Annotated in this window: 25 protein-coding genes; 9 read left to right on the top strand and 16 right to left on the bottom strand. The window is 63.0% G+C overall.

What is annotated here, in order from left to right; genetic code table 11:
• Positions 1-120: 120 nt before the first annotated feature.
• The 7 genes from JI75_RS04085 (at position 121) to gluQRS (ending at position 7,251) form a co-directional block, all read left to right on the top strand.
• Positions 121-1,434: a phenylacetate--CoA ligase family protein gene (locus JI75_RS04085; protein WP_039688973.1), complete on the top strand. Its 1,314-nt coding sequence runs from the start codon at positions 121-123 to the stop codon at positions 1,432-1,434.
• Positions 1,431-1,859 (top strand): ACT domain-containing protein, encoded by a 429-nt coding sequence (locus JI75_RS04080; protein WP_039688971.1) that lies wholly within the window; start codon positions 1,431-1,433, stop codon positions 1,857-1,859. Before JI75_RS04085 ends, JI75_RS04080 begins: the two co-directional genes overlap by 4 nt.
• Positions 1,846-3,255 (top strand): D-alanyl-D-alanine carboxypeptidase family protein, encoded by a 1,410-nt coding sequence (locus JI75_RS04075; RefSeq protein ID WP_039688969.1) that lies wholly within the window; start codon positions 1,846-1,848, stop codon positions 3,253-3,255. Before JI75_RS04080 ends, JI75_RS04075 begins: the two co-directional genes overlap by 14 nt.
• A gap of 19 nt (positions 3,256-3,274) precedes the next feature.
• Positions 3,275-3,721 carry an FHA domain-containing protein gene (locus JI75_RS04070; RefSeq protein ID WP_039688966.1) on the top strand — a complete coding sequence of 149 codons (447 nt, stop codon included), beginning with the start codon at positions 3,275-3,277 and terminating at the stop codon, positions 3,719-3,721.
• A gap of 248 nt (positions 3,722-3,969) precedes the next feature.
• A complete protein-coding gene (locus JI75_RS04065; protein ID WP_039688964.1) occupies positions 3,970-5,718 on the top strand; it encodes a thiamine pyrophosphate-dependent enzyme in 1,749 nt (582 codons plus the stop codon).
• Between the two features lie 12 nt (positions 5,719-5,730).
• A complete protein-coding gene (locus JI75_RS04060; RefSeq protein WP_039688962.1) occupies positions 5,731-6,315 on the top strand; it encodes an indolepyruvate oxidoreductase subunit beta in 585 nt (194 codons plus the stop codon).
• A 6-nt stretch (positions 6,316-6,321) separates the two neighbouring features.
• A complete protein-coding gene (gene gluQRS, locus JI75_RS04055) occupies positions 6,322-7,251 on the top strand; it encodes a tRNA glutamyl-Q(34) synthetase GluQRS (RefSeq protein WP_052241576.1) in 930 nt (309 codons plus the stop codon).
• An 18-nt stretch (positions 7,252-7,269) separates the two neighbouring features.
• Here gluQRS and JI75_RS04050 read toward each other — a convergent pair whose 3' ends face one another.
• The gene (locus JI75_RS04050; protein WP_240993223.1) at positions 7,270-8,217 is read right to left on the bottom strand and encodes a prenyltransferase; all 948 of its coding nucleotides are present in this window, start codon (positions 8,215-8,217) and stop codon (positions 7,270-7,272) included.
• A gap of 169 nt (positions 8,218-8,386) precedes the next feature.
• On the opposite strand from JI75_RS04050, the gene JI75_RS04045 reads away from it, so the two are divergent.
• Positions 8,387-8,833, top strand: a complete 447-nt coding sequence (locus JI75_RS04045; RefSeq protein ID WP_039688959.1) for an acyl-CoA thioesterase — start codon at positions 8,387-8,389, stop codon at positions 8,831-8,833.
• 148 nt (positions 8,834-8,981) lie between these two features.
• Here the strand turns inward: JI75_RS04045 and JI75_RS04040 are convergent, their stop codons facing one another.
• The 4 genes from JI75_RS04040 to JI75_RS04025 all read right to left on the bottom strand — a co-directional run bounded on the left by JI75_RS04040 (position 8,982) and on the right by JI75_RS04025 (position 11,089).
• Complete coding sequence (locus JI75_RS04040; protein ID WP_039688957.1) at positions 8,982-9,578, bottom strand: hypothetical protein; 597 nt, start codon at positions 9,576-9,578, stop codon at positions 8,982-8,984.
• Between the two features lie 139 nt (positions 9,579-9,717).
• Entirely contained in the window at positions 9,718-10,155 is a 438-nt protein-coding gene (dut, locus tag JI75_RS04035) for a dUTP diphosphatase (RefSeq protein WP_039688955.1), read from the bottom strand.
• Positions 10,155-10,604, bottom strand: coding sequence for a transcriptional regulator NrdR (gene nrdR, locus JI75_RS04030; RefSeq protein ID WP_039688953.1), 450 nt, complete (start codon positions 10,602-10,604; stop codon positions 10,155-10,157). The genes dut and nrdR overlap by 1 nt, the downstream gene beginning before the upstream one ends.
• A gap of 98 nt (positions 10,605-10,702) precedes the next feature.
• Positions 10,703-11,089, bottom strand: a complete 387-nt coding sequence (locus tag JI75_RS04025) for a hypothetical protein (RefSeq protein ID WP_039688951.1) — start codon at positions 11,087-11,089, stop codon at positions 10,703-10,705.
• 104 nt (positions 11,090-11,193) lie between these two features.
• Between JI75_RS04025 and lexA the strand changes: the two genes are divergently transcribed.
• Positions 11,194-11,835 (top strand): transcriptional repressor LexA, encoded by a 642-nt coding sequence (gene lexA / locus JI75_RS04020; RefSeq protein ID WP_039690495.1) that lies wholly within the window; start codon positions 11,194-11,196, stop codon positions 11,833-11,835.
• Between the two features lie 51 nt (positions 11,836-11,886).
• On the opposite strand, the gene hflX is transcribed toward lexA, so the two are convergent.
• The 11 genes from hflX to rimO all read right to left on the bottom strand — a co-directional run bounded on the left by hflX (position 11,887) and on the right by rimO (position 24,272).
• Positions 11,887-13,158: a GTPase HflX gene (hflX, locus tag JI75_RS04015; protein ID WP_039690493.1), complete on the bottom strand. Its 1,272-nt coding sequence runs from the start codon at positions 13,156-13,158 to the stop codon at positions 11,887-11,889.
• 67 nt (positions 13,159-13,225) lie between these two features.
• Positions 13,226-14,146 carry a diaminopimelate epimerase gene (gene dapF, locus JI75_RS04010; RefSeq protein WP_039688948.1) on the bottom strand — a complete coding sequence of 307 codons (921 nt, stop codon included), beginning with the start codon at positions 14,144-14,146 and terminating at the stop codon, positions 13,226-13,228.
• Between the two features lie 17 nt (positions 14,147-14,163).
• Complete coding sequence (gene miaA / locus JI75_RS04005; RefSeq protein ID WP_039688946.1) at positions 14,164-15,105, bottom strand: tRNA (adenosine(37)-N6)-dimethylallyltransferase MiaA; 942 nt, start codon at positions 15,103-15,105, stop codon at positions 14,164-14,166.
• Positions 15,106-15,124: 19 nt separating this feature from the next.
• A complete protein-coding gene (gene miaB, locus JI75_RS04000; RefSeq protein ID WP_052241574.1) occupies positions 15,125-16,507 on the bottom strand; it encodes a tRNA (N6-isopentenyl adenosine(37)-C2)-methylthiotransferase MiaB in 1,383 nt (460 codons plus the stop codon).
• A gap of 45 nt (positions 16,508-16,552) precedes the next feature.
• A complete protein-coding gene (locus JI75_RS03995) occupies positions 16,553-16,870 on the bottom strand; it encodes a stage V sporulation protein S (protein WP_039688944.1) in 318 nt (105 codons plus the stop codon).
• Positions 16,871-17,043: 173 nt separating this feature from the next.
• Complete coding sequence (locus JI75_RS03990) at positions 17,044-18,048, bottom strand: ATP-binding protein (protein ID WP_240993222.1); 1,005 nt, start codon at positions 18,046-18,048, stop codon at positions 17,044-17,046.
• 94 nt (positions 18,049-18,142) lie between these two features.
• A complete protein-coding gene (gene rny / locus JI75_RS03985; RefSeq protein WP_052241573.1) occupies positions 18,143-19,705 on the bottom strand; it encodes a ribonuclease Y in 1,563 nt (520 codons plus the stop codon).
• 195 nt (positions 19,706-19,900) lie between these two features.
• Entirely contained in the window at positions 19,901-20,464 is a 564-nt protein-coding gene (locus JI75_RS03980) for a regulatory protein RecX (RefSeq protein WP_052241572.1), read from the bottom strand.
• 2 nt (positions 20,465-20,466) lie between these two features.
• The gene (gene recA / locus JI75_RS03975; protein ID WP_039688940.1) at positions 20,467-21,525 is read right to left on the bottom strand and encodes a recombinase RecA; all 1,059 of its coding nucleotides are present in this window, start codon (positions 21,523-21,525) and stop codon (positions 20,467-20,469) included.
• A 258-nt stretch (positions 21,526-21,783) separates the two neighbouring features.
• Positions 21,784-22,962, bottom strand: a complete 1,179-nt coding sequence (pgsA, locus tag JI75_RS03970; protein ID WP_052241571.1) for a CDP-diacylglycerol--glycerol-3-phosphate 3-phosphatidyltransferase — start codon at positions 22,960-22,962, stop codon at positions 21,784-21,786.
• Positions 22,944-24,272: a 30S ribosomal protein S12 methylthiotransferase RimO gene (gene rimO / locus JI75_RS03965; RefSeq protein WP_240993221.1), complete on the bottom strand. Its 1,329-nt coding sequence runs from the start codon at positions 24,270-24,272 to the stop codon at positions 22,944-22,946. Before rimO ends, pgsA begins: the two co-directional genes overlap by 19 nt.
• Positions 24,273-24,291 lie beyond the last annotated feature (19 nt).

Raw genomic sequence — 24,291 nt, 5'->3', positions numbered from 1 at the left:
TTACTTGTGTGTTAACGAATTCCACGCATGCGAAAAACAGCTGATCACCTGCTACAATCTCGCTATCCCCAGCAGGGGATGTTTTTTTAGCCGCCCCGTTTGGAAAGAAAGGTGAGGACAATGGCATACTACCAGCCGGACATCGAGACCATGTCTCGAGAGCAGCTGGGGAAGTTGCAGTTTAAGCGCGCTCGATGGACGGTCCAGCATGCCTTTGACAACATCCCTTTCTACCGTGAGTCCTGGAAAGAGGCCGGGGTGGAGCCGGGCGATCTCAAGTCGCTCGAGGATCTCCCCAAGTTCCCTTTCATCAAGAAGCAGGACATGCGCGACAACTACCCGTTCGGCCTGTTCGCAGTGGAACAGCACCAGGTAGCGCGCATCCATGCGTCATCGGGCACCACCGGTCAGGCGACGGTCGTGGGCAGCACGGCGTCCGATCTGGCCAACTGGGCCGACTGCTTCGCGCGCGGCATCTACATGGCCGGGGGAGGCCCCGAATCCACCGTTCAGGTATCGTACGGATACGGCCTGTTCACGGGCGGTTTGGGGGCGCACACCGGAAGCGAGCGCGCCGGCGCCACGGTCATCCCCACCTCGTCGGGCAACACCCAGCGCCAGATCCAGATGATGAAGGACCTGGGCACCACCATCATCGCCTGCACGCCTTCCTACGCGCTGCTGCTGGCAGACACCATGATCGAGATGGGCATGGATCCGCATGCCGACCTCAAGCTGTCCGCCGGCATCTTCGGAGCCGAAGCGGCTTCCGACGGCCTGAAAGACGAACTCGCCCGCAAACTGGGCATCCGCTACGTGAACGTCTACGGCCTCTCCGAGATCATGGGGCCGGGCGTGGCGTTTTCCTGCGAGTTCAACAACGGGCTCCATCTGGCCGAGGACCACTTCTACGCCGAGATCATCGATCCCGACACGCTTTTGCCCGTGCCCGACGGCCAGTACGGCGAGCTGGTGTTCACCACGCTGACGCGCGAGTGCTGCCCCATGGTGCGCTACCGCACGCGCGACATCACGCGCATCGTCGATCGGGAATGCGCATGCGGGCGCACCCACCGCATGATCGACGACATCGTCGGGCGCTCGGACGACATGATGATCATCCGCGGCGTGAACGTGTTCCCGTCCCAGATCGAGCAGGTCATCACCGCAATCCCCGAGATCGCGGCCCAATACAAGATCATCCTGCGCACAGACGGTCACCTCGACCGCATGGAGCTGCAGGTGGAAACCGTTCCCGAGTTCCCCTTCGACGAGATCAGGAAGCTCGAAGAGGTCAAGGCGCGCCTCAAGGCCGAGCTCAAGAGCAACCTGCAGATCGGCGTCGACGTGAAGCTGGTCGAGCCGATGACCATCGAGCGCTCGGAAGGGAAGGCCAAACGCGTATTCGATCTGAGGGAGAAGGTGGCGCGATGATCAAGCAGCTTACCGTTTTTCTGGCGAACGAGCAGGGGCGCCTCTCGTCGGTGTGCAGGGCGCTGGCCGATGCCGGCATCAACGTGCACGCGCTCGTGCTGGCCGACACGGCCGAGTACGGGGTCGCCCGCTTCCTGTGCGACCGACCCGAAGCGGCGGCCCGCGAGTTGGAGCAGCGGGGGTACCGTGCGCGAACCGTCGACGTCCTGGGCGTCTACGTGGCCGATCGGGCCGGCGGGCTCGTCGAGGTCCTCGACGCGCTGGGCGAGCACAAGGTGAACATCGAGTACCTTTACTGCATCTCCTCCAACACCGACGACGCGCTCGACATCCTGAAGGTCGAAGACCCCCGATCCGTCGAGGCGGCGCTGAAAGACGCCGGGTTCCGCATCGCCGACCCATCCGATATCTATGATCTGGACTAACCGACCCACCGGCACGGGCAGGGCGAAGGGGGGCGCTCGCTCCCTCCTCGCGCTGTCCCTCGCCGCGGCCCTGGCGTTTCCCGCGCTGCCGGCCTTCGCGGACGTGCGCAGGTCCGACCAGATCGGCGACTCCACCGTCGAGGGCCTGGGGCTGTCGGTGGGGGACTGCCCCGACGTGGCCGCCGACTACGCCGTCCTGGTCGACTCGGAGGGAAACCCCCTGTTCCAACGCGATGCAAACGCGCCCGCGCAGATCGCCTCGATCACCAAGGTGATGACCGCGCTCGTAAGCATGGACTACCTCAAGCTCGACGAGCAGGTCTCCGTGAGCGATACGGCCGCCACGATAGGCGAGTCGTCGGCCAACCTCATGGCGGGCGATACCATGTCGTTCGAGACCGCGCTGAAGGCGCTGCTGGTCCCCTCGGGAAACGATGCCGCCGTCGCCATCGCGGAGGCCGCAGGGGCCGCCATCCTCAAAGACGAGCCCGGTCTGGCCGACACCCCCGCGGCGGCCTTCGTCGCGAAGATGAACGCCAAGGCCAAGGAGCTGGGCTGCGCCGACACCGTCTACGAGAACCCTCACGGGCTCGACGACGGGTCCTTCGCGGGAGCCCTCCACAGCACCGCCGCCGACCAGGCCCTCGTAGCGAGAAAAGCGATGGAAAACGACGCGATCGCCGCGATCGTGAAGGGCGGCAGCACGTCGATCGTGGTCAAGAGGAACGGCGCCAACACCCAGATCGACCTCGAAACCACCGACGCGCTGCTCGAGATGTACGACCGCGCCATCGGAATCAAGACGGGGGAGACGCTTCTGGCCGGGCCCTCGTTCATGGGGGCCGCCAGCGACGGGAGCATGAAGCTCTACGCCGTCGTGCTGCATTCCGACACCGCCCAGACGCGCTTCGACGATGCGCAGGCGCTGTTCGAGTGGGGATACCGCCACTACATCGACTACCGCCTGGTGAATGCCGATCAAACGGTCAGCATGGCCGCGAACTCCACGGTGACCGAGGTTCCGCTGGTGGCGCAGGTCGAGCTGGCCGACCGCCACGGGGACACCCTCGACGTGACGATCGCGGATCCCAACGCATCGGTGCGCGTGTTCGACCTCGACGGAAACGTCAGCCAGGACGTCCAGATAGACGGCAGCCGGCTTTCAGGGGTCGTCAAAGCCGGCCAGAAGGTGGGCACCATCTCGTTCAAGCAGCACAACGAGACGATAGCCAGCTACGATCTGCTGGCCGCCGAGACCGTCGACGCGCCCGGCATCTTCGACCGCATCTCGAACTGGTTCTGGGGCCTGTTCGGAAGCAGCGATGACCGCCAGAACGTCGTTACCGTGCACAACAATACGCCTATAATCAAGAACAACCAGAAAAACCAAGCGTAACCGCGCCCGGAGGTGCACCATGAGCCGAACCTGCCCCATTTGCAACAGCGTTGCCGACGACACGGCCCTGTCGTGTCCCGCGTGCGGTTTCAAATTCAACGGCTCCACCGAATCGTTCGCGCCCCTCCAGCTCACCGGCGCGAACCGCCCCGTCCAAACCAGGGATGCGCGCAAGCCCGGATGCCTCAAGGTCATTCGCGGCCCGCGGACCGGAGCCGTCATCGACCTGTACGACGGCGAGCTGTCCATCGGGCGCGATCCGCGCTGCGACGTGTTCCTGAACGACATGACGGTTTCGCGCAACCACGCGACCCTCACCGTGCAGGGTGGCAGCGCGACGATCCGCGACAACAACTCCTTCAACGGCGTGTGGGTCAACAACAGCAGCGTCGACGTAGCCACGCTCACCGTGGGCGACAAGATCCAGATCGGCGAGTTCTGCCTGCACTATTGCGAGGCGCAGTAGGAAAGCCCCTCCAGGGGGCGCCCGCTGCGCCGAAACGGACCTCTAGGGCTGAACAGGTGCCGCTGGCAGGTGGCGCGGCCCGGCGCCGAACGACTACGAAATCGCGACGATAGCCCCGTTTGCGGCGCTATCGGAGCCTGGAACGTTTATCCTGTTCGGATGGTTCCCATTCTTGCGGCAACCCGAGGGGGCCGCCGACCCGAAGGTCGGCGGGGCAGTGGAACCGTCGAATTGACGAGAGGCATCACATGGAACTTTTATCAGGAAACGAGGCCATAGCGCGCGGCGCCTGGGAGGCGGGCGCCCATATCGGAGTGGCCTATCCCGGAACGCCGTCCACCGAAACGCTCGAGACGTTCTGCACCTTCGACGACGTGTACGCGGAATGGTGCACGAACGAGAAGGTGGCCGTCGAAGTGGGCATGGGCGCTTCCGCCGCCGGCGCGCGCGTGCTTTCCACCATGAAGCACGTCGGCGTGAACGTCGCGGCAGACCCCCTGTTCACAGCGGCGTATACCGGCGTGAACGGCGGGTTCGTCATACTCGCCGCCGACGACCCGGGCATGTACTCGTCCCAAGACGAGCAGGACTCCCACTGGTACGCGCGGGCGGCCCACATCCCCATGCTCGACCCGGCGGACTCGGCCGAGGCGCTGGCCTTCACGCGCGACGCCTTCGATATCTCCGAAGAGTTCGACGTGCCCGTGTTCATCCGCTCGACGGTGCGCGTGTCGCACACCAAAACCGCCGTCGAGACGGGGCCGCGCCGCACCCGCGACATCAAGCCCTACGAGAAGGACGCTGCGAAATGGGTCATGATGCCCGCCTTCGCCAAACCGCGCCGCAAGATCCAGCTCGAGCGCATCGACGCGCTGCGCGCATGGGTTGAGACCTGCCCGTACAACAAGGTGGTCCGCAAGGGAACAGAGGTCGGGGTGATCTGCGCCGGAGCCGTCTACCAGCACGTCTGCGAGGCGCTGCCCGATGCCTCGGTGTTCAAGCTGGGGGTCAGCTGGCCCTTGCCGCAGCGAGCGCTCGAGGAGTTCGCAAGCTCGGTCGACAGGGTGTACGTGGTCGAGGAGGGATCCGAGTACTTCGCCGACCAGGTGCGCGCACTGGGCATCGAGCCCGCTGCGTTCGAACGGCCCCTGCCGCGCGACGGCGAGCTTTCACCCGGCCTCATCCGCACCGCCTTCGGCTACGAGGAGCCCGCGCACGCCGATGCGTTCGGCGATGTGCCCGCGCGTCCGCCCGCGCTCTGCCCGGGCTGCCCGCACCGCCTGGTGTTCAAGGAGCTCTCGCGCATCAAGGCCATCGTCACCGGCGACATCGGCTGCTACACCCTGGGTGCGCTCGCGCCGCTGTCCGCGATCGACACCTGCCTCGACATGGGGGCCTCGGTCTCGATGTCTCACGGATTCGAGCTCGCGCTCGCAGGCACGCAGCATCGACCCGTCGTGGGCATCATCGGTGACTCGACGTTCGCCCATTCGGGCCTCTCGTCCCTCATCTCGACGGTGTACAACCGGGGGAAGGGCACCGTCTGCATCCTCGACAACCGCACGACGGCCATGACCGGGCGCCAGGGCAACCCCTTCAACGGGGAAACCCTCCAGGGACGCCCCAGCAGGGAGCTCGACCTCGTCGGGCTGCTTCGCGCGATCGACGTCGACCATGTTTTGGAAGTGGACCCGCACAACGCCAAGGCCGTGCGCGCTGCGCTGCGCACCGCGACCAAAGACCAGGCCGACGAGCTGACCGTCATCGTGTTCAAGGCGCCGTGCGTGCTTTTGAGCAGGGACCGGCGTCCCAACTACTTCATCAACGGCAACTGCACCGCCTGCGGGGCCTGCACCTCCATTGGGTGCCCCGCTCTGTCCAAAGACCCTGAAAGCGGCCTGGCTTCGATCGACCAGTCGCTGTGCGTCGGGTGCGGGCAGTGCGAGCAGTACTGCCATTCGAACGCCATCGAGCAGCTGACCGGCCTTTCGGCCTAGGAGGGAAGTCCTATGAACGCGCGCACCGTCCTTCTTTGCGGAGTCGGGGGGCAGGGGACCATCCTCGCCGCCGACCTGCTTGCCCGCGCCGCTCTGGCGGCCGGCCTCGAAGTGAAGGTTTCCGAGATCCACGGGATGGCCCAGCGAGGCGGCGCCGTCACCACGGTCGTCCGCTTCGGCGAAAGCGTCTCCACTATGGTCGCCGATGCCGGCATGGCCGACTGCGTGGTCTCCTTCGAGACCACCGAGGCCCTGCGCAATGCGCCGTACCTGAAAGAGGGGGGATACCTCCTCGTATCCGACGAGACCATCAAGCCCCTGCCCGTCGCCTGCGGACGCGCGTCCATGCCCGCGCAGGCCCGAACGAAACTCGAGCGGCTCGGCGCGGTGATCGTTCCCGCCACGAAGATCGCCCGAGAGGCCGGCAATCCGAAGACCGTCAACGTCGTCCTTCTAGGGGCGCTCGAAGCGCGGCTCGGGTTCGGGCGCGACGCTTGGATACAGGCGATCGAGGGGAAGGTTCCCCCCAAGACCGTTGAGGCCAACACGCGGGCATTCGACCTCGCGCTGGAATTCGCCCAGGGCGATCTGGGTTAGCAGACCGTGACCGTCGTCGGCCGCTTCGCGCCCAGCCCGACGGGGCGCATGCATGCGGGAAACATCTACGCCGCCCTCCTTTCGTGGCTGATCGTCAGATCGCAGGGGGGCAGCATCGTTTTGCGCATCGAGGATCTCGACCGAGAGCGGTCGAAGCCCTCCTACGCCGACCAGATCATGCGGGACTTCGAGTCGCTGGGACTCACCTGGGATCGGGGGCCTTTCTACCAAAGCGGGCGCGACGACGCATACCGCCTCGCGTTCGATGCCCTCTCGCAGAAAACGCGCGTCTACCCCTGTTTCTGCACGCGCGCCGATCTGCGCGCTGCGTCGGCCCCCCATGCCGGCGAGCGCTACGTGTATGCGGGAACCTGCAGGGATATCCCCTCGAGCGAGGTCGAGCGCAGATCGAAACTGCGGGTCCCGTCCTGGCGGGTGTTCGCCCCGGATGCTGTTTATCGGGTGAACGACCTGGTCCAAGGATCATTCGAGCAGAACCTCGCAACGGATTGCGGGGACTTCGTCGTGCGGCGAGCCGATGGGTCCTTCGCCTACCAGCTCGCCGTCGTTGCCGACGATTTCTACCAGGGGGTTACCTGCATCGTGCGCGGTTGCGACCTGCTCTCGTCGACCCCGCAGCAGATGTACCTGCAAAACCTGCTGGGATTCGGCAACCCCTCCTACGCCCATGTCCCCTTGCTGGTCGATGCGAGCGGGCGACGGCTCTCCAAGAGAAACCGGGACGCATCGTTTGACGAGTTGATCGCCCGATACCGGACCCCCGAGGGCATCATCGGGCACATAGCCTATATCGCGGGCGTTCTGGAAGACGACGAGCCGGCCCCTCCGGCCGCGCTGCTTGCAAGGTTCGACCTCGACCGATGGAAGCGCCGCCTTAAAGCGCGGGGAGGAATGGCGCAGCTGGAGTGGCGCTGAAAAGCCGGCTCGGAACCGCTACAGCGACAGGTCGACCGAGGCCGACAGCAGGATCGCCGCCGAATAGAACGCGCCCAGCACGATGTTCACCGTGAGGATCTGCGGCATCGACTGGAGGCGCCGCTCGGGGGTGAGCGGGTTTCGGAACAGCGCCTGGAAAAGGGGCAGAGAACCCAGCACCATGAACGGCATCACGATCAGCCCTTTGGGGAACCACACCGCCAAAACGGCCAGCATCGCAACGACGCTCGCGACCGCAAGCGCGTGGTACAGCGATCGCGCCCGCTCGCGCCCGAGTGCGATCGCCAGGGTCCTGCGCTGCGCCGGAACGTCGCGCTCGATGTCGCTGATGTTGTTGGTGAACATGATCAAGCCGACCAAGAGGGCCAACGGCGCGCTCCATACGAGCACGAGCGGCTCGACCGATCCGGTAAGCGCCTGCACGACGGCGAAGGGCACCAGAGCGCCCATGACGACGCCGCTTACCGCCTCTCCGAGCGGCAGATAGGAGAGGGGAGTCTTCCCAGCCGAGTACACGACGACGAAGAAGGCTCCGATCACCCCGATCAGCAGGGGAAACAATCCCGCCTGCACGATCACGTAGATACCGAGCGCGAATGCGGCGGCCACGAAGCCCACGGCGAGCCTCAAAGCGCAGCGGGGGTCCACGTCGTTGTAGACCAGGACCGAGTCGCTGGGATCGACGTAGTCGTCCTCGCTGTCCGTCCCCTTGATGCAGTCGTAATAATCGTTGAAGGTGTTGGCCGCCGATTGGAACAGCACGACGATCGCCAGCATGGCCAAAGACAGCGACACCGAAAGCGACTCGACCCGCGTGGCCGCCATGCACACGGCCGCCAGCGTGGGGAGGATGGCGGCGGGCCAAGTATGCGGGGCCGCCAGCTCGAGGGCCATTTTCGCCGTCAGCCGCCCCGTATTACCGCTGGTTCGATCATGAGTGTTCAACGCTTTACCTCCCTTGCTGCATACCGATCCATCATGCCACAACCGCATCCGCGAATCCTCAATCGGATAAGTTAAATTATGGAATGATGAGGGTAGATCGCCCCGGAAGGGCCCTTGTTTGTTCTCGGGCAATATAATGCTTGATGAAAAGCCATAAAAAGGAGAGATCATGGTCAAGGTAGTCGAAGTCCCGGTACGTTACGGGGAAACGGACTGCATGGGCGTCGTGTACCACGCGAACTATCCGCTGTACTTCGAGGACGCCCGCGAGAAATTCATAGCTGATCTCGGGTTTCCCTACGCAGAACTCGAAAAGCAGAACATCATGGCCCCGGTGACGGAGATGCATCTGTCGTATTCGTCGTCGCTGAGGTACGGGGACACCGCGCTCATCAGGATCTGGGTCTCGAAGCTCACCGCCGTCCGGGTCACATATTCCTACGAGATCTTCCGCAAGGGGATGGACCTTCAGTTCGAGCGGCCCTGCGTGACGGGGTTCACCACGCTGTGCATCGTCGACAGCGAAACGTTCGAGCCTTTGAACATGAGGAAGGCTTGCCCTGAGCTCTACGCCAAATACAAAGAAGCCGTCGAATGCGAGCTCGACGAAGAATAGGGTTTCGCCTTTGCACGGAATCCGTCGAAGGCGAGAGGGGAAGCGGGTCCGATCCGATGAGCGTGGGTCGGGCTCGTCTTTTCCTTCCTCCTAAGTTTACATAACATATATTATCAATCTTATAGGTAGCTTAGAGACAGGCGTGCTCTTAACCCCAGGTGGAGTTGCCGTCCGTGCCGGTTCCCGTACCGCGATCGGCCGGCAGATTAAGCGCCTGGTCCTGAGAGTTGAACACCGCGGAAAGGTCGCCGCTTTCGACTGCGTCCATGATCATGGGAAAAATCATGATCGCTGCGACGAGATTGATGACGAGCGCTATTCCCGAGATCCCTATGCCAACCGCCGCCTGACGCTTCAGAAGCTTTCCAACCAGCGGCTTTTCAGGATGTCCATCACCCACGCGCTTGAAATTGACGAACGAGACGATCCCGCACACCGTGCCGACGCTGCTGAGCAGAACGCCGCCGATGAACAGCGATATCGGTCCGGCAACGTTCGCGATCGTCAGCAAGGTGCGGCCTCGCTTTATCCGGACCCGATCCTCGTCGGTGGCGTTGAACGACAATCCGTTCATAAGCAGGCTTTCCAAGCTGGCCCGCGGATCCCGATCGAAATCTTTCGAGGGGTCGCTCCAGCCGTTCGCATCGTAGCCCTTGGGAGGCTCTGGTGCGCCCTGATCCCGCCCATCGCGCTCCTCGACGTCGGACGTACGATCCTCGTTGTCTTCGTTCTTCTTTTCAGCCATATTTTTCCTATAGTTTGAACTGGGAAAATACCGTGTAAAGCCCTCAGATCGATTCTAAGGGCCTGTATTTGATGATTCGAGTCCTAACACCAGAAATCACCTGAAACCAAGCGAGTCCATGCGGCGTCGGACCGAATAGCTAAACCCCGCTGCTTCCGAACCCGCCAAGACCGCGTTCGGAGGAAGGCAGTTCTTCGCAAGGCGCCAAAGTGACAACCGGTGTGGCCAAGATGGTGAGCTGAGCGATGCGGTCGCCGCGCTCGATCCTGAACTCGTTTTCGGCATCGATGTTCAACAGCGCGACTTTCAGCTCTCCGCGATACCCGCTGTCGACGAGCCCGGGAGCGTTCACGATGGAAATGCCGTGCTTGGCGGCCAAACCGCTTCGAGGCAGAACGAAGCCCGCATACCCCTCGGGAATGGCGACCGCCAACCCAGTCCCTATAAGCTTGCGCTCGAACGGCTTCAGAACAGCGTCCTCTGCCGATCGCAGATCCAGCCCCGCATCACCCGGATAGGCATACGCAGGGAGCTCGATCGAAGGGTCGAGCTTTTTGATTTTCAATTCGATACCCATTATCTGTTCAACTCCTCAAGCGCTTCGGCGAACTCCTCGACGCTATTGAAATGCTTGTACACACTGGCAAAACGAACGTAAGCGACGTCATCGAGCTTCACGAGGCGGCTCATGATCATCGAACCGAGATCCTTGGAGTACACGTCGGTCTTCGATTCGGAGCGCAAAGACGACTCGATATCATCGACCAGGCTTTCGATCTGCTCGGGCGAGATCGGGCGCTTAGCGCAGGCGATCAGCAGGCCCCGCATCAGCTTGTCGCGATCGTACGCCTCAGACGACCCGTCGGATTTGATAACCATGAACGATGTGTCGATGAGGCGCTCGTACGTTGTGAAACGATTCCCGCATTTAAGGCACTCGCGCCGACGGCGGACCGAGGTCCCGTCGTCCGAAGGACGGGAATCCACGACCTTCGATTCAAGATTTCCACATGCTGAACAGCGCATATCGCTCCTTTGCTTCGGTCCTCCTAGAGTACCATGCAACGAGCGCGAGATGTTCGGCGGACAACCAAGCCCATAGAGAGCGCAGGGATTCGGAGCGCTTAGGCTCCGAGAAACATCCCGAGAGAGGCGAGCAGCACCAGGCCAGCGCCCAAAACCAGGGACTGACCCTTAGTGAGCAGGCCGAACGACACTCCGCGGGCATCTTCGTAAGCGATGCTGCACACAGCATCGCTGCAGCCGAGCACCGTCGTGTCAAGAAGACCGTCGACGACCGACTTCGCTGTGCGGCCGACCGCCGGTTCCGCGGAATACGACGGTAAGGCGCTTGAACCCTGATGCCGACGATCGGGCTGCATGGTTTCAGAGCCCCGTTCCGCGCTCCGCTTGATATCGTTGAACGAGATTATCTTCCCGTACCGAACGCCCTGGTACTGCAGAGCTGAAGTTCCCACCACCGGGCAGCGCTTGGAATCTTTGACGTTCATACCATGCCTTTCGCTTGCATAGAACCTTTGTTCGTGTTTATAATAAATCGAACAAAGGTTCTTGTCAAAGATTTTTCAAACAAATGTTCGTGTTTGGAGGAAACATGCCTGAGAAGCTTACGAAGAAGCAGCGCGCGGTGCTCGAATGCATCGAAGCGTGCATCCGCGAAAAGGGCTACGGCCCCACAGTGCGCGAGATCTGCACCGCACTCGACCTGTCCTCCCCTTCCACGGTCCACGTCCATCTCGGAGCGCTCGAACAGAAGGGCTACATCGAGCGCGATCCTTTGAAATCCCGCTCGATAACGCTCACGCACCCCGACGAAGAACAGCTCGTCGAGCCGACCAACATCATCGCACCCCGGTTCGGCAATGCGGTGGAAATCCCCCTCGTGGGAAACGTGGCTGCCGGCGAACCGATCTTCGCAGAGGAAAACATAACGGACACAATGACGCTTCCCACCGAAATAGTCGGAGACGCCCCGTCGTTCATGCTCTCGGTGCGAGGGGAATCGATGATCGAAGCCGGGATCAACGACGGCGATTACGTCGTCGTCAAAGAGCAGAAGGTCGCCAACAACGGCGAGATCGTCGTAGCGCTCATCGAAGACGGCGCGACCGTGAAGCGTTTCTACCGCGAACGCGACCACATTCGCCTTCAGCCCGAAAACTCATCCATGGAGCCCATCATCACCCGGGACTGCACGATCGTGGGCAAAGTGGTCGCGGTTTTCAGAAGAATATAGCGTTTTGTTTAATATGACAGAACTCAAGCTGAACTATTAATCAAAACTGAATTAAATAGCGTAAGGACGGAAGAAACGCTCGTGTGCGGGCGGAACGAACAGGGAGAGCCGCGTTCCCTGCTCGGTGTAGCTTTCGGACACAACGCGGCAGCGCTCATGCGCCAACGAGACCAGTTCCCCGCACGAAAACGGGATCTCGACCTCGAACAGCGCCTCGTCTGCGGAGGCCGCATGCGATACCACGGCCAGCAAGTCGTCCATTCCGTCACCTGTGGCAGCTGAAATGAACACGCCTTCCGAATAGCGCTTCCTGAACGCCCCCAACGTCGCTTCGTCCAGGGCATCGGTTTTGTTGAACACGAGCAGGCGCGGGATCTTCTCGGCTCCGATCTGACCGAGCACCTCGTTCACCGCCTCGATGTGAAACGACAGCTCGTCGCTCGAAGCATCCACCACGTGCAGGATCAGATCCGCGCCGTTGATCTCGTCGAGCGTAGACTTGAACGACTCCACCAGGGTGGTCGGGAGCTTCTTGATGAACCCGACGGTATCCGTGAGGGTGATGATGCGCCCTTCCGGCAGCGCAAACCGCCTCGTAGTGGAGTCGAGGGTCGCGAACAGCTTGTCGTCGCTGTAAACGCCCGCATCCGTCAGGTGGTTGATGAGCGTGGACTTGCCCGCATTCGTGTAACCCGCGATAGCGACCTTGAAGACGCCCGTGCTGTAGCGTCCTTCCCGCTGCACGCTGCGCACGCTTTTCACATGCTCGAGCTCGCGCTTGATCGACGTGATGCGTTTGCGCACCATGCGACGGTCCACTTCCAGCTGGCTCTCCCCCTCGCCGAATCGCGAGCCCACGCCGCCGCCCATGCGGTTGGAGGCGAGGTGGGCCCACATGCCGCGCAAGCGCGGGAGAAGGTACTGGTTCTGAGCCAGCTTGACCTGTAAGCGGCCCTCTTTCGTCGTCGCATGCAGCGCAAAGATGTCGAGGATCAGCGCCGTGCGGTCGAGCACCTTGATCGCCTTGTCGAAGCCCTTCTCGAGGTTCGCCTGCTGAGACGGCGTCAGCTCGTCGTCGAATACCACCACATCGGCCTTCAGGGAGCGCGCGGCCTCGGCGATCTCGGACACCTTTCCCGAGCCGATGAGAGTGCGCGGGTTCGGTTTGACCAAGCGTTGGGTAAACGAGCCGACGACCTCCGCACCCGCCGTATCGACCAGGCGCGACAGCTCCTGAAGCGACGAAGCGACCGGCCAGTCGAGGCCGGGGCGATCCACCCCGACCACAACCGCGCGCTCGCGCGGGGCCTCGACAGCCGTCATGCCCTTGACGGTCACTTCCTCGAATCGATCCAACCGTAACCTCCACGCAATCCGGGAACCTGGAACCCTACAGCTCGATATCGCCCTCGAACACCTGGGCGGCAGGTCCCGTCATGCGAACGCGCCCGTCCTCGGCGTATTCGATATGGAGCGTTCCGCCCAAAAGCCTCACGTCGTTCACGCGGCCCGATCGACCGGTGATGAACGCCGCAACGCCCACCGCGCAGGCGCCCGTTCCGCATGCAAGGGTCTCCGCCACCCCGCGCTCATACACGCGCATAGCCAGATGATCGGCCTCGATGCTGACGAATTCGATGTTGGCTTTCTCGGGGAAGGCCGCATGGGGCTCGAAGAAGGCGCCGACTTTGTCAACGTCCAGCGTTGCGAGGGATTTGTTCCCGGGATCGGTGAAGGCGGCGTCGTACAGGGCCTCCCAGTCCTCGATGAAGGCGACCGCATGGGGGTTTCCCATGGAAACGCACGTGAACCTGAAATTCCCGAAGGGCGATTTCAACGTGACATCGCCCACGAACGAGCGTCCGTCCTCTGTGGCCCCCGTCGCCGCGAGCACCGTGGGCACCTGGCTCGGCTCGAGGATGGGTGCTCCCATATCGACCGTTGCGGCGCGCATCAAGCCCCGTTCGTCGCGCGCGAACTCGATGGGCTTGGGACCCGAGAGCGTGTCGATGACGGTTGCCGAAGCCGAAGAGTCGACCAGGCCGCGATCGACGGCCCATTTCGCCGTGCAGCGAACACCGTTGCCGCACATCTGGGCGAGCGTGCCATCGGCGTTGATGTAGTGCATGAAAGCGGAAGCGCCCTCGGTTTCGCCCGGCCGCACCAAGATCACGCCATCGGCGCCGATGCCGAAGTGGCGATCGCACAGGAAGGCGACCTGATCGGGCGAAAGGTCGATGGACCTATCCCGATCGTCGATCATGACGAAGTCGTTCCCCGCTCCGTGGAGTTTCGCGAAATGCAGTTTCATGGCGGCCCTTTCTCGATCTAGTCGTTCACCGCAAGTGTATCAAGCCGATCGGATATGAACTCGCAGGCAGCGTCCCTATTCATGGAATCGTAATCGATCCATAAGATCCGGTTGTCGCGGTTGAACCAGGTGCGTTGGCGCTTGGCGTACCGATGCGTCGCCACCTTGATCTGCTCGAGCGCGTCGTCTAACGTCGAGCGGCCCTCGAGATGCTCGACGATCTCTTTGTAGCCGATAGCCTGAGGCGCGGTTATGCCCTCGCGAAAACCCTGGTCGAGAAGATGCTCGACCTCGCCCACCAGGCCCTCTTCGACCATCTGGTCGACTCGGAGATCGATGCGCTCCCTCAAAACGGCAGGGGTCACCCGCAGCCCGAACATCGCTGCGGGAAGCTTCTGCGGTATCGAGGCCAGCTTCTCTTTCTGGCGCGCGTACGACGTGCCGTCCGCAATGAGCTCGAAGGCCCTCACAACGCGCTTGACGTCGTTTTCGGGGATGATCGACGCGCTTTCGGGATCGACCCGCTGCAGCTCTTCCCACAGGCCATGGGCGCCAATCGAGCGGAACACCTCGAGGTAGCGGTCGCGCACGGGGTTTCCCACCTGCTCTCCGTCGGGAAACTCGTAATCGTCGATGGCCGCGCGGACGTAGAAGCCGGTTCCCCCGCAAAGGACGGGGATGTTGCCGAGCTCTTCGATTCCGCCGATGGCCGCGCGCGCATCCCGCTGGAACAGTGCCGCGGAATAGGGTTGGCCCGGATCGATCAGATCGAGGCAGTGATGGGCCACGACGCGCTCGGAGGCGGGCACCTTGCCCGTCCCGATGTCCATACCGCGGTACACCTGCATGGAATCGGCGCTGACCACTTCCCCGCCCACGGAAACGCACAGCGCCTGTGCAAGCGACGACTTGCCCGACCCCGTCGGTCCGACGATGCAGACGACGCGCTTGTCACCCATAGGGCAGCCTCCCGTTCGATCAGCGGACCGCTTCGCTCACCTCGGTCACGGTGCCGCGCAGATACCACGTGCGCGCCTCGTCGACGCGCACCGTCACCATGTTCCCGATGAGGTCGGAAGCGCAGATACCCTCGGGGATGGGCGCATGAACCGTCTGGTTTTTGGGGCTCTTCCCCACCAGGACCGAATCGTCGCGCTTCGAGGTTCCCTCCACCAGAACCTCGACCTCGGCGCCGAGGTCGACCTGGTTGGCGTCGAAGGCGCTTTTCTGAACGGCCTCGACCAAACGGTCGAAGCGCTCTTGGATGACCGAACGGGGCGTCTCGTCGTCCCATTTCGCAGCAGGCGTGCCCTCGCGCTTTGAGTAGATGAAGGTGAATACCTGGCTGTAGCCGACGCTGGAAACGAGATCGAACGTCGCCTCGAAGTCTTCCGCCGTCTCCCCCGGGAAGCCCACGATGATGTCGGTGGACAAGGCAATGTCGGGGCGAACCGCGCGGACCTTGTCGATGAGCTGACGATAATGCTCCACCGTGTACTTGCGGTTCATGCGCTTCAAGACATCGTTCGAACCCGACTGCGCGGGCAGGTGCAGATACGGCATCAGGCAGGGAAGCTTGCCGAACAGGGCGATGACCTCGTCGGTGAGGTCTTTGGGATGGCTCGTGGCGAACCGCAGGCGCTCGATGCCCGTCGCAGCCACCGCTTCGAGGACCTCTGCGAACCGAGGCTCTCCGTACAGGTCGCGCCCGTAGGAATTGACGTTTTGCCCGAGCAGGGTGATCTCGCGCACGCCCGAGGCCACGTAGCCTTCGGCTTCCTTGACGATGTCCTCGATCGAACGGGAGCGCTCGCGCCCGCGAACATGGGGGACGATGCAGTACGTGCAGAAGTTATCGCAGCCCACGGTGATGGGAAGCCACGCCGCCCAGGAATGCTCGCGATCGGTGGGAAGCTCGGAGGAGAACTCCGACGAGGCCTCCAGCACTTCGGCGCGCTTGCCCCCCTGCCCGTACGCGTCCATGAGCAGCGCGGGCAGCGACGAGAGGTTCTGCGTCCCGAAAACGACGTTGAGGTTCGGAAGGTCGTCGAACAGCTTCTCTCCGTCGCGCTGGCCGATGCATCCGCCCACGGCGACCAGGCGCTGATCCAGCGGGGAGCCCGTCCTCACGGGGAGGTTCTTCATCGAGGCGACCTGGCCGAACAGGCGCGTATCGGCGGCTTCCCTCACGCAGCAGGTCATGAAGACCACCACATCGGCGTCTTCGATGGAATCGACCGATTCGGCGCCCATGCTCTCCAGCATGCCGTAGACGCGCTCGGAATCGTGCTTGTTCATCTGGCAGCCGTAGGTTTGGACATGGAACTTCAGGTCCATAAAGGGAGCTTGGGAAAAGATCATGGAAGGAACCTCGCGTAACGGTCGGCGGAGCAGGCGGTATCGGCGCTAGTCCGCAACCACGTCGGTGACGCCGCGCACCGATTGCGCGACGATCGAGAAATGTATGGCGGTTCGGTACTCGTTGTCGATGACGATGTCGGCGAACGAGGGAATGCAGGCTACCTCGATGCCGATGGGCGAGAGGAAACCGCGCGAAATGGCGATGGCCTTGACGGCCTGGTTCACAGCGCCTGCCCCGACGGCCTGCATTTCGACGGGAACGCCGTCTTTCACCATCCCGGCTATGGCGCCGGCCACCGAAGCCGGGGACGACTTCGAAGAAACTTTCAGGCAGCTTCCGGCCTGCATCTCATCAAATGGCATAGTGCGGTTACCTTAGGTTTGCTCGTGCGTTTGCGTCGGTTTAGGTTTGTCTGTGTACAGCCTTTATATTTTACCGTAACTTGCCGCACATCTCGGTTAAAACGGCTCATGGAGCACATGAGATCCAGACGAACGAACCGGAAGGACGCGCATGGCGCCGCGGTTCCCGAACGTTAGGGAACGTCGTCTCGCACAACGAGCGGGACGGACACCACCACACGGCCGCGCTCGATGCGAACGGAGGGCTCGACGTCGTCTGACAGGTAGTATTTGTCCGCGAACCCGGCAAACGCTCGCAAGGTCGATCGCTTCAGCGAATCGACGTCGGCCCGATCGAACGACGGAGACGGCCCGCAGGCCGCATGCGGCCGACGAGAACCCCCCTTGGGTTTCGCCGGGCCGTCCGCAGGCTCTATGACAACGGCTTCGAGCAGATCAGGTGCGGGATCGATATCCCCGTCGAGGATACGGCGCGCCGAGCGCGGCGAGATATCCAAACCCAGCCCCGCCGCCAAAGAGGCGAAATCGGCGGGGTCCTGCGCAGTTGCGAGGCGCTTTGCAAGCGGCAGCTTGGAGGGATCGGCGCAGAACATGCGATCGAGTTCGGAAAGCGAGGCGCATCCGTGCTCGTACAGGGCCGCGGCGACCTCGGTCGGAGAGCCGAGCCTCACCCGGCAGGAGTTGCGGGCTTCGATCGCGAACTCGAAGCAGCATCGCGCGATGTTTCGGGGACCCCTGACCGCAACCTCGCTCCCCTCCCCCTTGATGAACCGGGGAAGCGTGGACTGGTCCTTTCGCTCGCCGACCTTTTTCAGATCGGTCACGACCCTGATGGATGTCCCCAGGCCGGGAAGCGAATCCTGGACGAAGGCGCGCTCGGCGTTCTCGGATATGGAAAACAGCGCCATACCCCGTCCGTGTATCCCCCATTTGTCGAGATGGGAGGTATCGAGCTTGGAAGTCACGCGCGAATCGAACACGCGCCGATGCATCGAGGGCGGTATGCCGTCCCCGTCGTCGACGACCGTGAACGAGCGCGCGTCGCCCTCCTTGGACGAGGCGACGAAGATCTGGGAGGCGTGCGCGTCGCGCGCGTTGCGCAGAAGCTCGATGACGATGTCTTCGGACGACCGTATGTCCTGAACCGCTTGGCGCCGTTCGGCTTCGGAAGTCCTCAAACGAACGAACCCACCTCCGAGGTCTTCTTCGACTCGGAGGTGGGCATCGCCTGAAACGCGCTCTACGAAACCGATGAGGGAATCGCCGTCCATGTTACTTGGCGAGGCCGATCGCGCGCGACTCCCTGATCACGACAACTTTGACCTGGCCGGGGTACTGCAGCTCGTTTTCGATGCGGCTTGCGATGTCGTGCGCGAGGACGACCGTCTTCGCTTCGTCGACTTTTTCCGGCTCGACCATGACGCGCACTTCGCGTCCCGCCTGGATGGCGTAGGTGCGCTCGACGCCGTCGTAGGAGCTTGCGATCTCCTCGAGCTTCTCGAGGCGCTTGACGTAGGCGTCGAGCGTCTCCTTGCGCGCGCCCGGACGTGCGGCCGACACGGCGTCGGCGGCTTGCACCAGCACGTCGAGGACGCTGTTGGGCTCAACGTCGTTGTGATGGGCCTCGATCGCATGGACGATATGCTCTTTCTCGCCGAAACGGCGGGCGAGGTCGGCGCCGAGAACGGCATGGCTGCCTTCGAGCTCTCGGTCGATCGCCTTGCCGACGTCGTGCAGAAGGCCCGCGCGGCGGGCAGGGATGGGATCGAGCCCCAGCTCGGAAGCCATCATCCCGCACAGGTACGACACCTCGAGCGAGTGGTTCAGCACGTTTTGCCCGTACGACGTACGGTAGCGCAGCTTGCCCAGGGTCTTCACGAGCTCGGGATGCAGATCGTGGATCCCCACGTCGAACACCGCCTGCTCGCCCGCTTCGCGAACGCGCTGGTTCACCAGGGCCTCGGCCTTGTTGTGCATCTCCTCGATACGCGCGGGGTGGATGCGGCCGTCGGCGATGAGGTTTTCCATCGTGACCTTGCCGATCTCGCGGCGAACCGGCTCGAAGCACGAGATGGTGACGCACTCGGGGGTGTCGTCGATGATGAGGTTCGTTCCGGTGAGCTGCTCGAACGCACGGATGCTGCGGCCTTCGCGACCGATGATGCGGCCTTTGAGCTCGTCTGAAGGGATATGGATCGTGGAAACCGTGTTCTCCACCGTGTGGTCGGCGGCCAAGCGCTGGATCGCGAGGCTGAGGATGTTGCGCGCGCGCTTGTCGGCTTCCGCCTTGGTGCGCGACTCCGAATCGCGGATGATGGCCGCGCTTTCGTGGGCGACCTCGTCGCGAAGGGAATCGAGGAGCTCCTCTTTCGCCTCGTCAGGCGTCATACCGGCAACGGCCACGAGGCGCTTTCCCACCTCGGCCTCTGCGGCCTCCAGATCGCGCTGGCGCTTTTCAACCTGGCCCTGCATCGATGAAAGCTGATGCTCGCGGCTGTCGAGCGACTCGGTACGGCGGTCAAGCGACTCTTCGCGCTGCGCAACACGGTTCTCTGCGGCGCGCACCTCGCTTTGACGCTCCTTGCGCTCCTGCTCGATTTCGGCTCGAAGCTTCAGCGCCTCGTCTTTCGCCTCGACCTCAACCTGGCGCTTAAAGGTCTCTGCCTGCAGCTTGATCGTTTCCGCCTGGCGCTTCGCGCCCGCGACGATATCTTCGGCCTCCTGCTCTTGTCGCTTCTGGGCAGCCGCGGCCAACTGGCGCGAAACCAAGAAACCAAGGGCAAGGCCGGCTGCGATGCAGATTACCGCTACGAAGATAGTGGTAGTAGCAAACATCTCAACCCTCCCGCTGTTCGTCTGAATTCATAGTCATTTAGGGTGCGACCAAGGGTCGCCAAGAGAGTTAGATGCTCTTAAGGTGATGATCTATTAGGTTAGATATTCAAAAACCCGTTAAGGGCAAATAATCTCATGTTGCTACATGATACTGGTAAATGAGCGTTTTCGGAAGCTGAAAGACGGGCGTTTCGGCTAATCTTCCCGCAATTGGGAAAAAGCGAACGTGCGCGCCGCCTCCGATGCCACGCTGCTGGAAAACCCTTTTCCCACGAGCCTCCGATACGCGGCCTCGCGCTTGTTCTTGGCGGTGGGAGGTTTCCGATCCAGCAGGGACAGAGCGCGCTCGAGTTCGCTTCGGCCGTCATCGAAGTACTCGTCGGGCCAACCGGAGACGGCATCGACGTCGATGCCCTGGTCAGCTAGCTCGCGCTCGATTCCCGCACGCCCCCTGCCCTGGGATATGCGGCTCCGAATAAGGAGATCGGCGAACCTCAGGTCGTCGAGGATGCCGGCGTTGCGGGCCCTCTCCACAGCCCGATCGACGTCCTCTTCCGAAAAACCCGCATCGGAGAGGCGCCGGCGCGCATCGCGTTCCGACCGATCCCGGTTGGACACTATGCGGAACAGCCGGGCGAACGCGTCGGCGGCAGACGGGGCGTCGGGCGCCTTGTCGGAGGCTTCCGCTGCACCGGCTCGGTCGGCGATGATCGAGTCCATGCGCCTCTGCATGGACTCGACGACGTCGCGCTTCATCATGGCTAGCGCTTCTTAGCGGGCTTCGGCTGGGGCTTCATCTCGCTTGCGGAGTCCTCGCTCGCCGTGATGACAGGAATGTCGAACGAAACGCGCACCTTGGTCTCGATCTCGTCGCGCAGTTCGGGGTTGGCCCGCAGCGTTTCCTTCGCCGCCTCGCGGCCCTGGCCCAAGCGCTCCTCGCCGTAGGTGTACCAAGCCCCGCTCTTCTTGGCCACGCCGGCCTCGACCGCCATATCGAGGACGCAGCCCTCCTTCGATATGCCCTCCCCGTACATGATGTCGAACTCGGCCTGCCTGAAAGGCGGTGCCACCTTGTTCTTGACGACCTTGGCCCTAACGTGGTTGCCGACCACATCGCTGCCCTTCTTGATGGTCTCGATGCGGCGTATGTCGATGCGGACGCTGGAGAAGAACTTGAGGGCGCGACCGCCCGGCGTGGTTTCGGGGCTCCCGAACATGACGCCGATCTTCTCGCGCAGCTGGTTGATGAAGATGCACGTGGTGTTGGACTTGGAAAGCGATCCGGCGAGCTTTCTGAGCGCCTGGGACATCAGCCTTGCCTGAAGGCCCACCGTAGAATCGCCTATCTCGCCTTCGATCTCTGCGCGCGGGACGAGCGCGGCGACCGAGTCGACGACCACGCAGTCGATGGCACCCGAGCGAACGAGCATATCGCAGATCTCGAGCGCCTGCTCGCCGGTGTCGGGCTGCGCGATGAGCAGCTCGTCGACGTCGACCCCCAGACGCGCGGCGTACACGGGATCGAGCGCGTGCTCGGCGTCGATGAACGCCACGATGCCGCCCAGCGCCTGGGCCTCGGCGAGTATCTGCAGGGCGAGCGTGGTCTTGCCGCTGGATTCAGGGCCGTAGACCTCCACGATGCGCCCGCGCGGCACGCCCCCGATGCCCAGCGCGGCGTCCAAGGGCAGAGCGCCCGTGGGAATCGCCCCGAGCGTGAGGTCCTTCTCGCTTTCCCCCAGCTTCATGATGGCGTGTTTGCCGAACTTCGACTCGATCTGGTCGGTGGTCAGCTTGACCATCTTCTCTTTTTCTTCGCTCATATGCACACCTTCTCTTCGCAACACGGCGATCATTATTACTCGAACATTTGTTTGTGTCAATATCGCAATCGACCTTGTGCCGTAAGTTTGAAGGAAGAGTCCGACAACCAGCCAACGAAAGTCAGACGGAAATGCGCCGAAAAGCCCGCACGGACCGATCCGCGCGCTGCGCGCTTCCCAACCGAAAGCCGGCCGGAACGCGGGTTTTCCCGACAGGAAAGCCCGCATCGAGTCGAAGGGCCCCTCGGGCGATGCCGCTTAGGCCGTTTCCCTCAGCTTGCCCAGAAGAGCCGAGAGCGCAGCGGCGACGGTCTGTTCGCGCACCTCGTCCCGATCGCCCTGGAAATGGAACTCGAAGCTTTTCACTCCCTTGTCGGAGGCAAGACCCATCCAGACGGTTCCCACGGGCTTGCCGGGCTCGGCGCCGGTGGGACCCGCGATGCCGGTGACCGACACCGCCAGGTTCGCGCCCAGCTGCTCGCGCGCGCCCTGCGCCATCTGCTCGGCGCAGCGGCGCGAAACGGCGCCGTCGGTTTCCAGCACGCGCTCCTCGACCCCGAGCACCGCGTGCTTCACCTCGTCGACGTAGCTCACCACCGATCCTTTGACCACCGCCGACGAACCGGGAACCGACGTCAGCGCGCCTGCGATCAAACCGCCCGTCAAGCTCTCCGCCGTCCCGACGGTGCGGCCCTGAAGGCGCGCGTGCTCGACGATGGACGAGGCCAGCTCTTCGATGCTCGCGGGAACGGCCTCGTCGTCTCCCCTGCGGTTCTTTTTGCGGTGAAACGACGACAGGCCGATGATGTCGCGCGCTTTGGCGACGTAGTCGATCATCGACCCGACGGTAAGGATCAGGGCGACGATCATGACCACCCAGCTTATGCACCACATGCTGTCGGAAAGCGCGCTCGACACGAATCGGATGAGATCGGAATCCTGCACGGTGAACAGCACGATCGCGACCATCTGGAAAACGGTTTTGAACTTGCCGATGTAGCTGGCCGCGATGACGACCCCTTCGCTGGCGGCCATCATCCGCACGCCCGACACGATGAACTCCCGCGTGAGGATGATGAGGACCACCCAGGTCGGCAGGGCGTCGAGCTCGATCAGGGCGAGAAGCGCCGCGGCGACGAGGATCTTGTCGGCGAGCGGATCCATGAACTTGCCGAAATTCGTCACCTCGTTACGGCTGCGCGCGAGGTACCCGTCGAGCCAGTCGGTGGCCGAGATGACGATGAACACGCCGGCTGCGAGCAGGCGCTGGGTATCGGCGGTGACGGCGGCCACGTTGAGCCACTCCGGCCAGGGGCTGAGCAGGACCAGCACGAACACCGGAACGAGCGCGATCCTCACCACGGTTACGACGTTGGCGGGCGTGAGCACGGCCTCGGGGCTTACCTGCGGGGCCTTCGCTACTGGGCGTCGTTGCACGGCGACACGCTCCCTTCCATCTCGTAGAGCAGCGTTTCCTCGATGAGCGCCTCGACGACGTCGCCCGGATTCCCCTCATCGAGGTAGGTCACGCCGTCGACGTCGGGAGCCTGGCACATGGCCCGGCCGAAGACCTGGCCGTCTTCCTCTTCCCCGCACACGAGCACCCTGCGCCTGCTTCCCACGCGCGAGGAGATGCGGGCGGAGCACACCGCGTCGGCGAGCTCGCGCAGGCGCTGGGCTCGATCGTGCTTCTCGTCCTCGTCGATCTGGCCGGGAAGCTCGAACGCGTGGGTGCCCTCCTCGCGCGAATACGGGAAGACCCCGATGTAGTCCAGGTCGCACTCGGACACGTAATCCAGCAGCTCCTCGAACTCCTCTTCGGTCTCGCCGGGAAAACCCGCGATGAACGTCGTGCGCAGCGCGGCATCCGGAATGCGCGCCCGAATGCGCTGCACGAGCCGATCGAACTCCCCGATCGACCCCTTGCGCCGCATGAGCTTGAGCAACCGCGGATTGACGTGCTGAAACGGTATGTCGAAGTAATCGCATACATTGTCGTGCGACGCGATGGCCTCGATGAGCTCGTCGGTCACGCCCTCGGGCTGGATGTACATCAGCCGCAGCCAGATATCGGGAAAGCGATCGGCGAGGTCGGATACGAGCTGCGCGAGGGTCCGAGGCTCTTCGAAGTCGTCGCCCCACCGGCCGGTGTCCTGGGCGATCAGCACGATCTCGCGCGACCCGCGCCGCACGAGGTCGTCGACCTGCGCCTCGATCTCGCCGTACTCGAAACTGCGGTAGCGGCCGCGGATGTAGGGAATCGAGCAGAACGAGCAGAAGCGGTTGCAGCCGTCCGATATCTTGACGTAAGAGGACACCGGGGCGGGATCGAGCACGACGCCGGATGCGGCGTCGAGGTAGCCGAGCTCTGCCCGGTCCAGACCGAACAAGCCGTCCATCACCGCGACGATATCGTCTTCCTTGGAGCACGGCACGAAGGCGCCGGCCTCCGTGATCTCGGAGGCGAGCTCGTCTCCGTATCGGGCGGGCATGCAGCCCGATACCACGAGATGGGCCCGGCCGCTTCGGACGCTGTCGAAATCCGCCACCTCGAGGATCGCCTCGATGCTCTCCTCGGTCGCCGCCTGGATGAACGAGCAGGTGTTCACGATGACGGCATCGGCCGCTTCGGGGTCCTCGGAGACGGAATAGCCCGCTTTAAGCAGGTGGGAGCGCATACGGGAAGTATCCACCTCGTTTTTCGCGCATCCCATGGTGATGAACGAGACGGATTTGGCCGTTGCCATACGTTGTGAAAGCTGCATG

Origin of the sequence: Berryella intestinalis, from assembly GCF_000814825.1 — a bacterium.
Lineage (GTDB): Bacteria > Actinomycetota > Coriobacteriia > Coriobacteriales > Eggerthellaceae > Berryella > Berryella intestinalis.
Note: the sequence above shows the minus strand (reverse complement) of the source record. Positions and strands in the feature narration are given on the sequence as shown.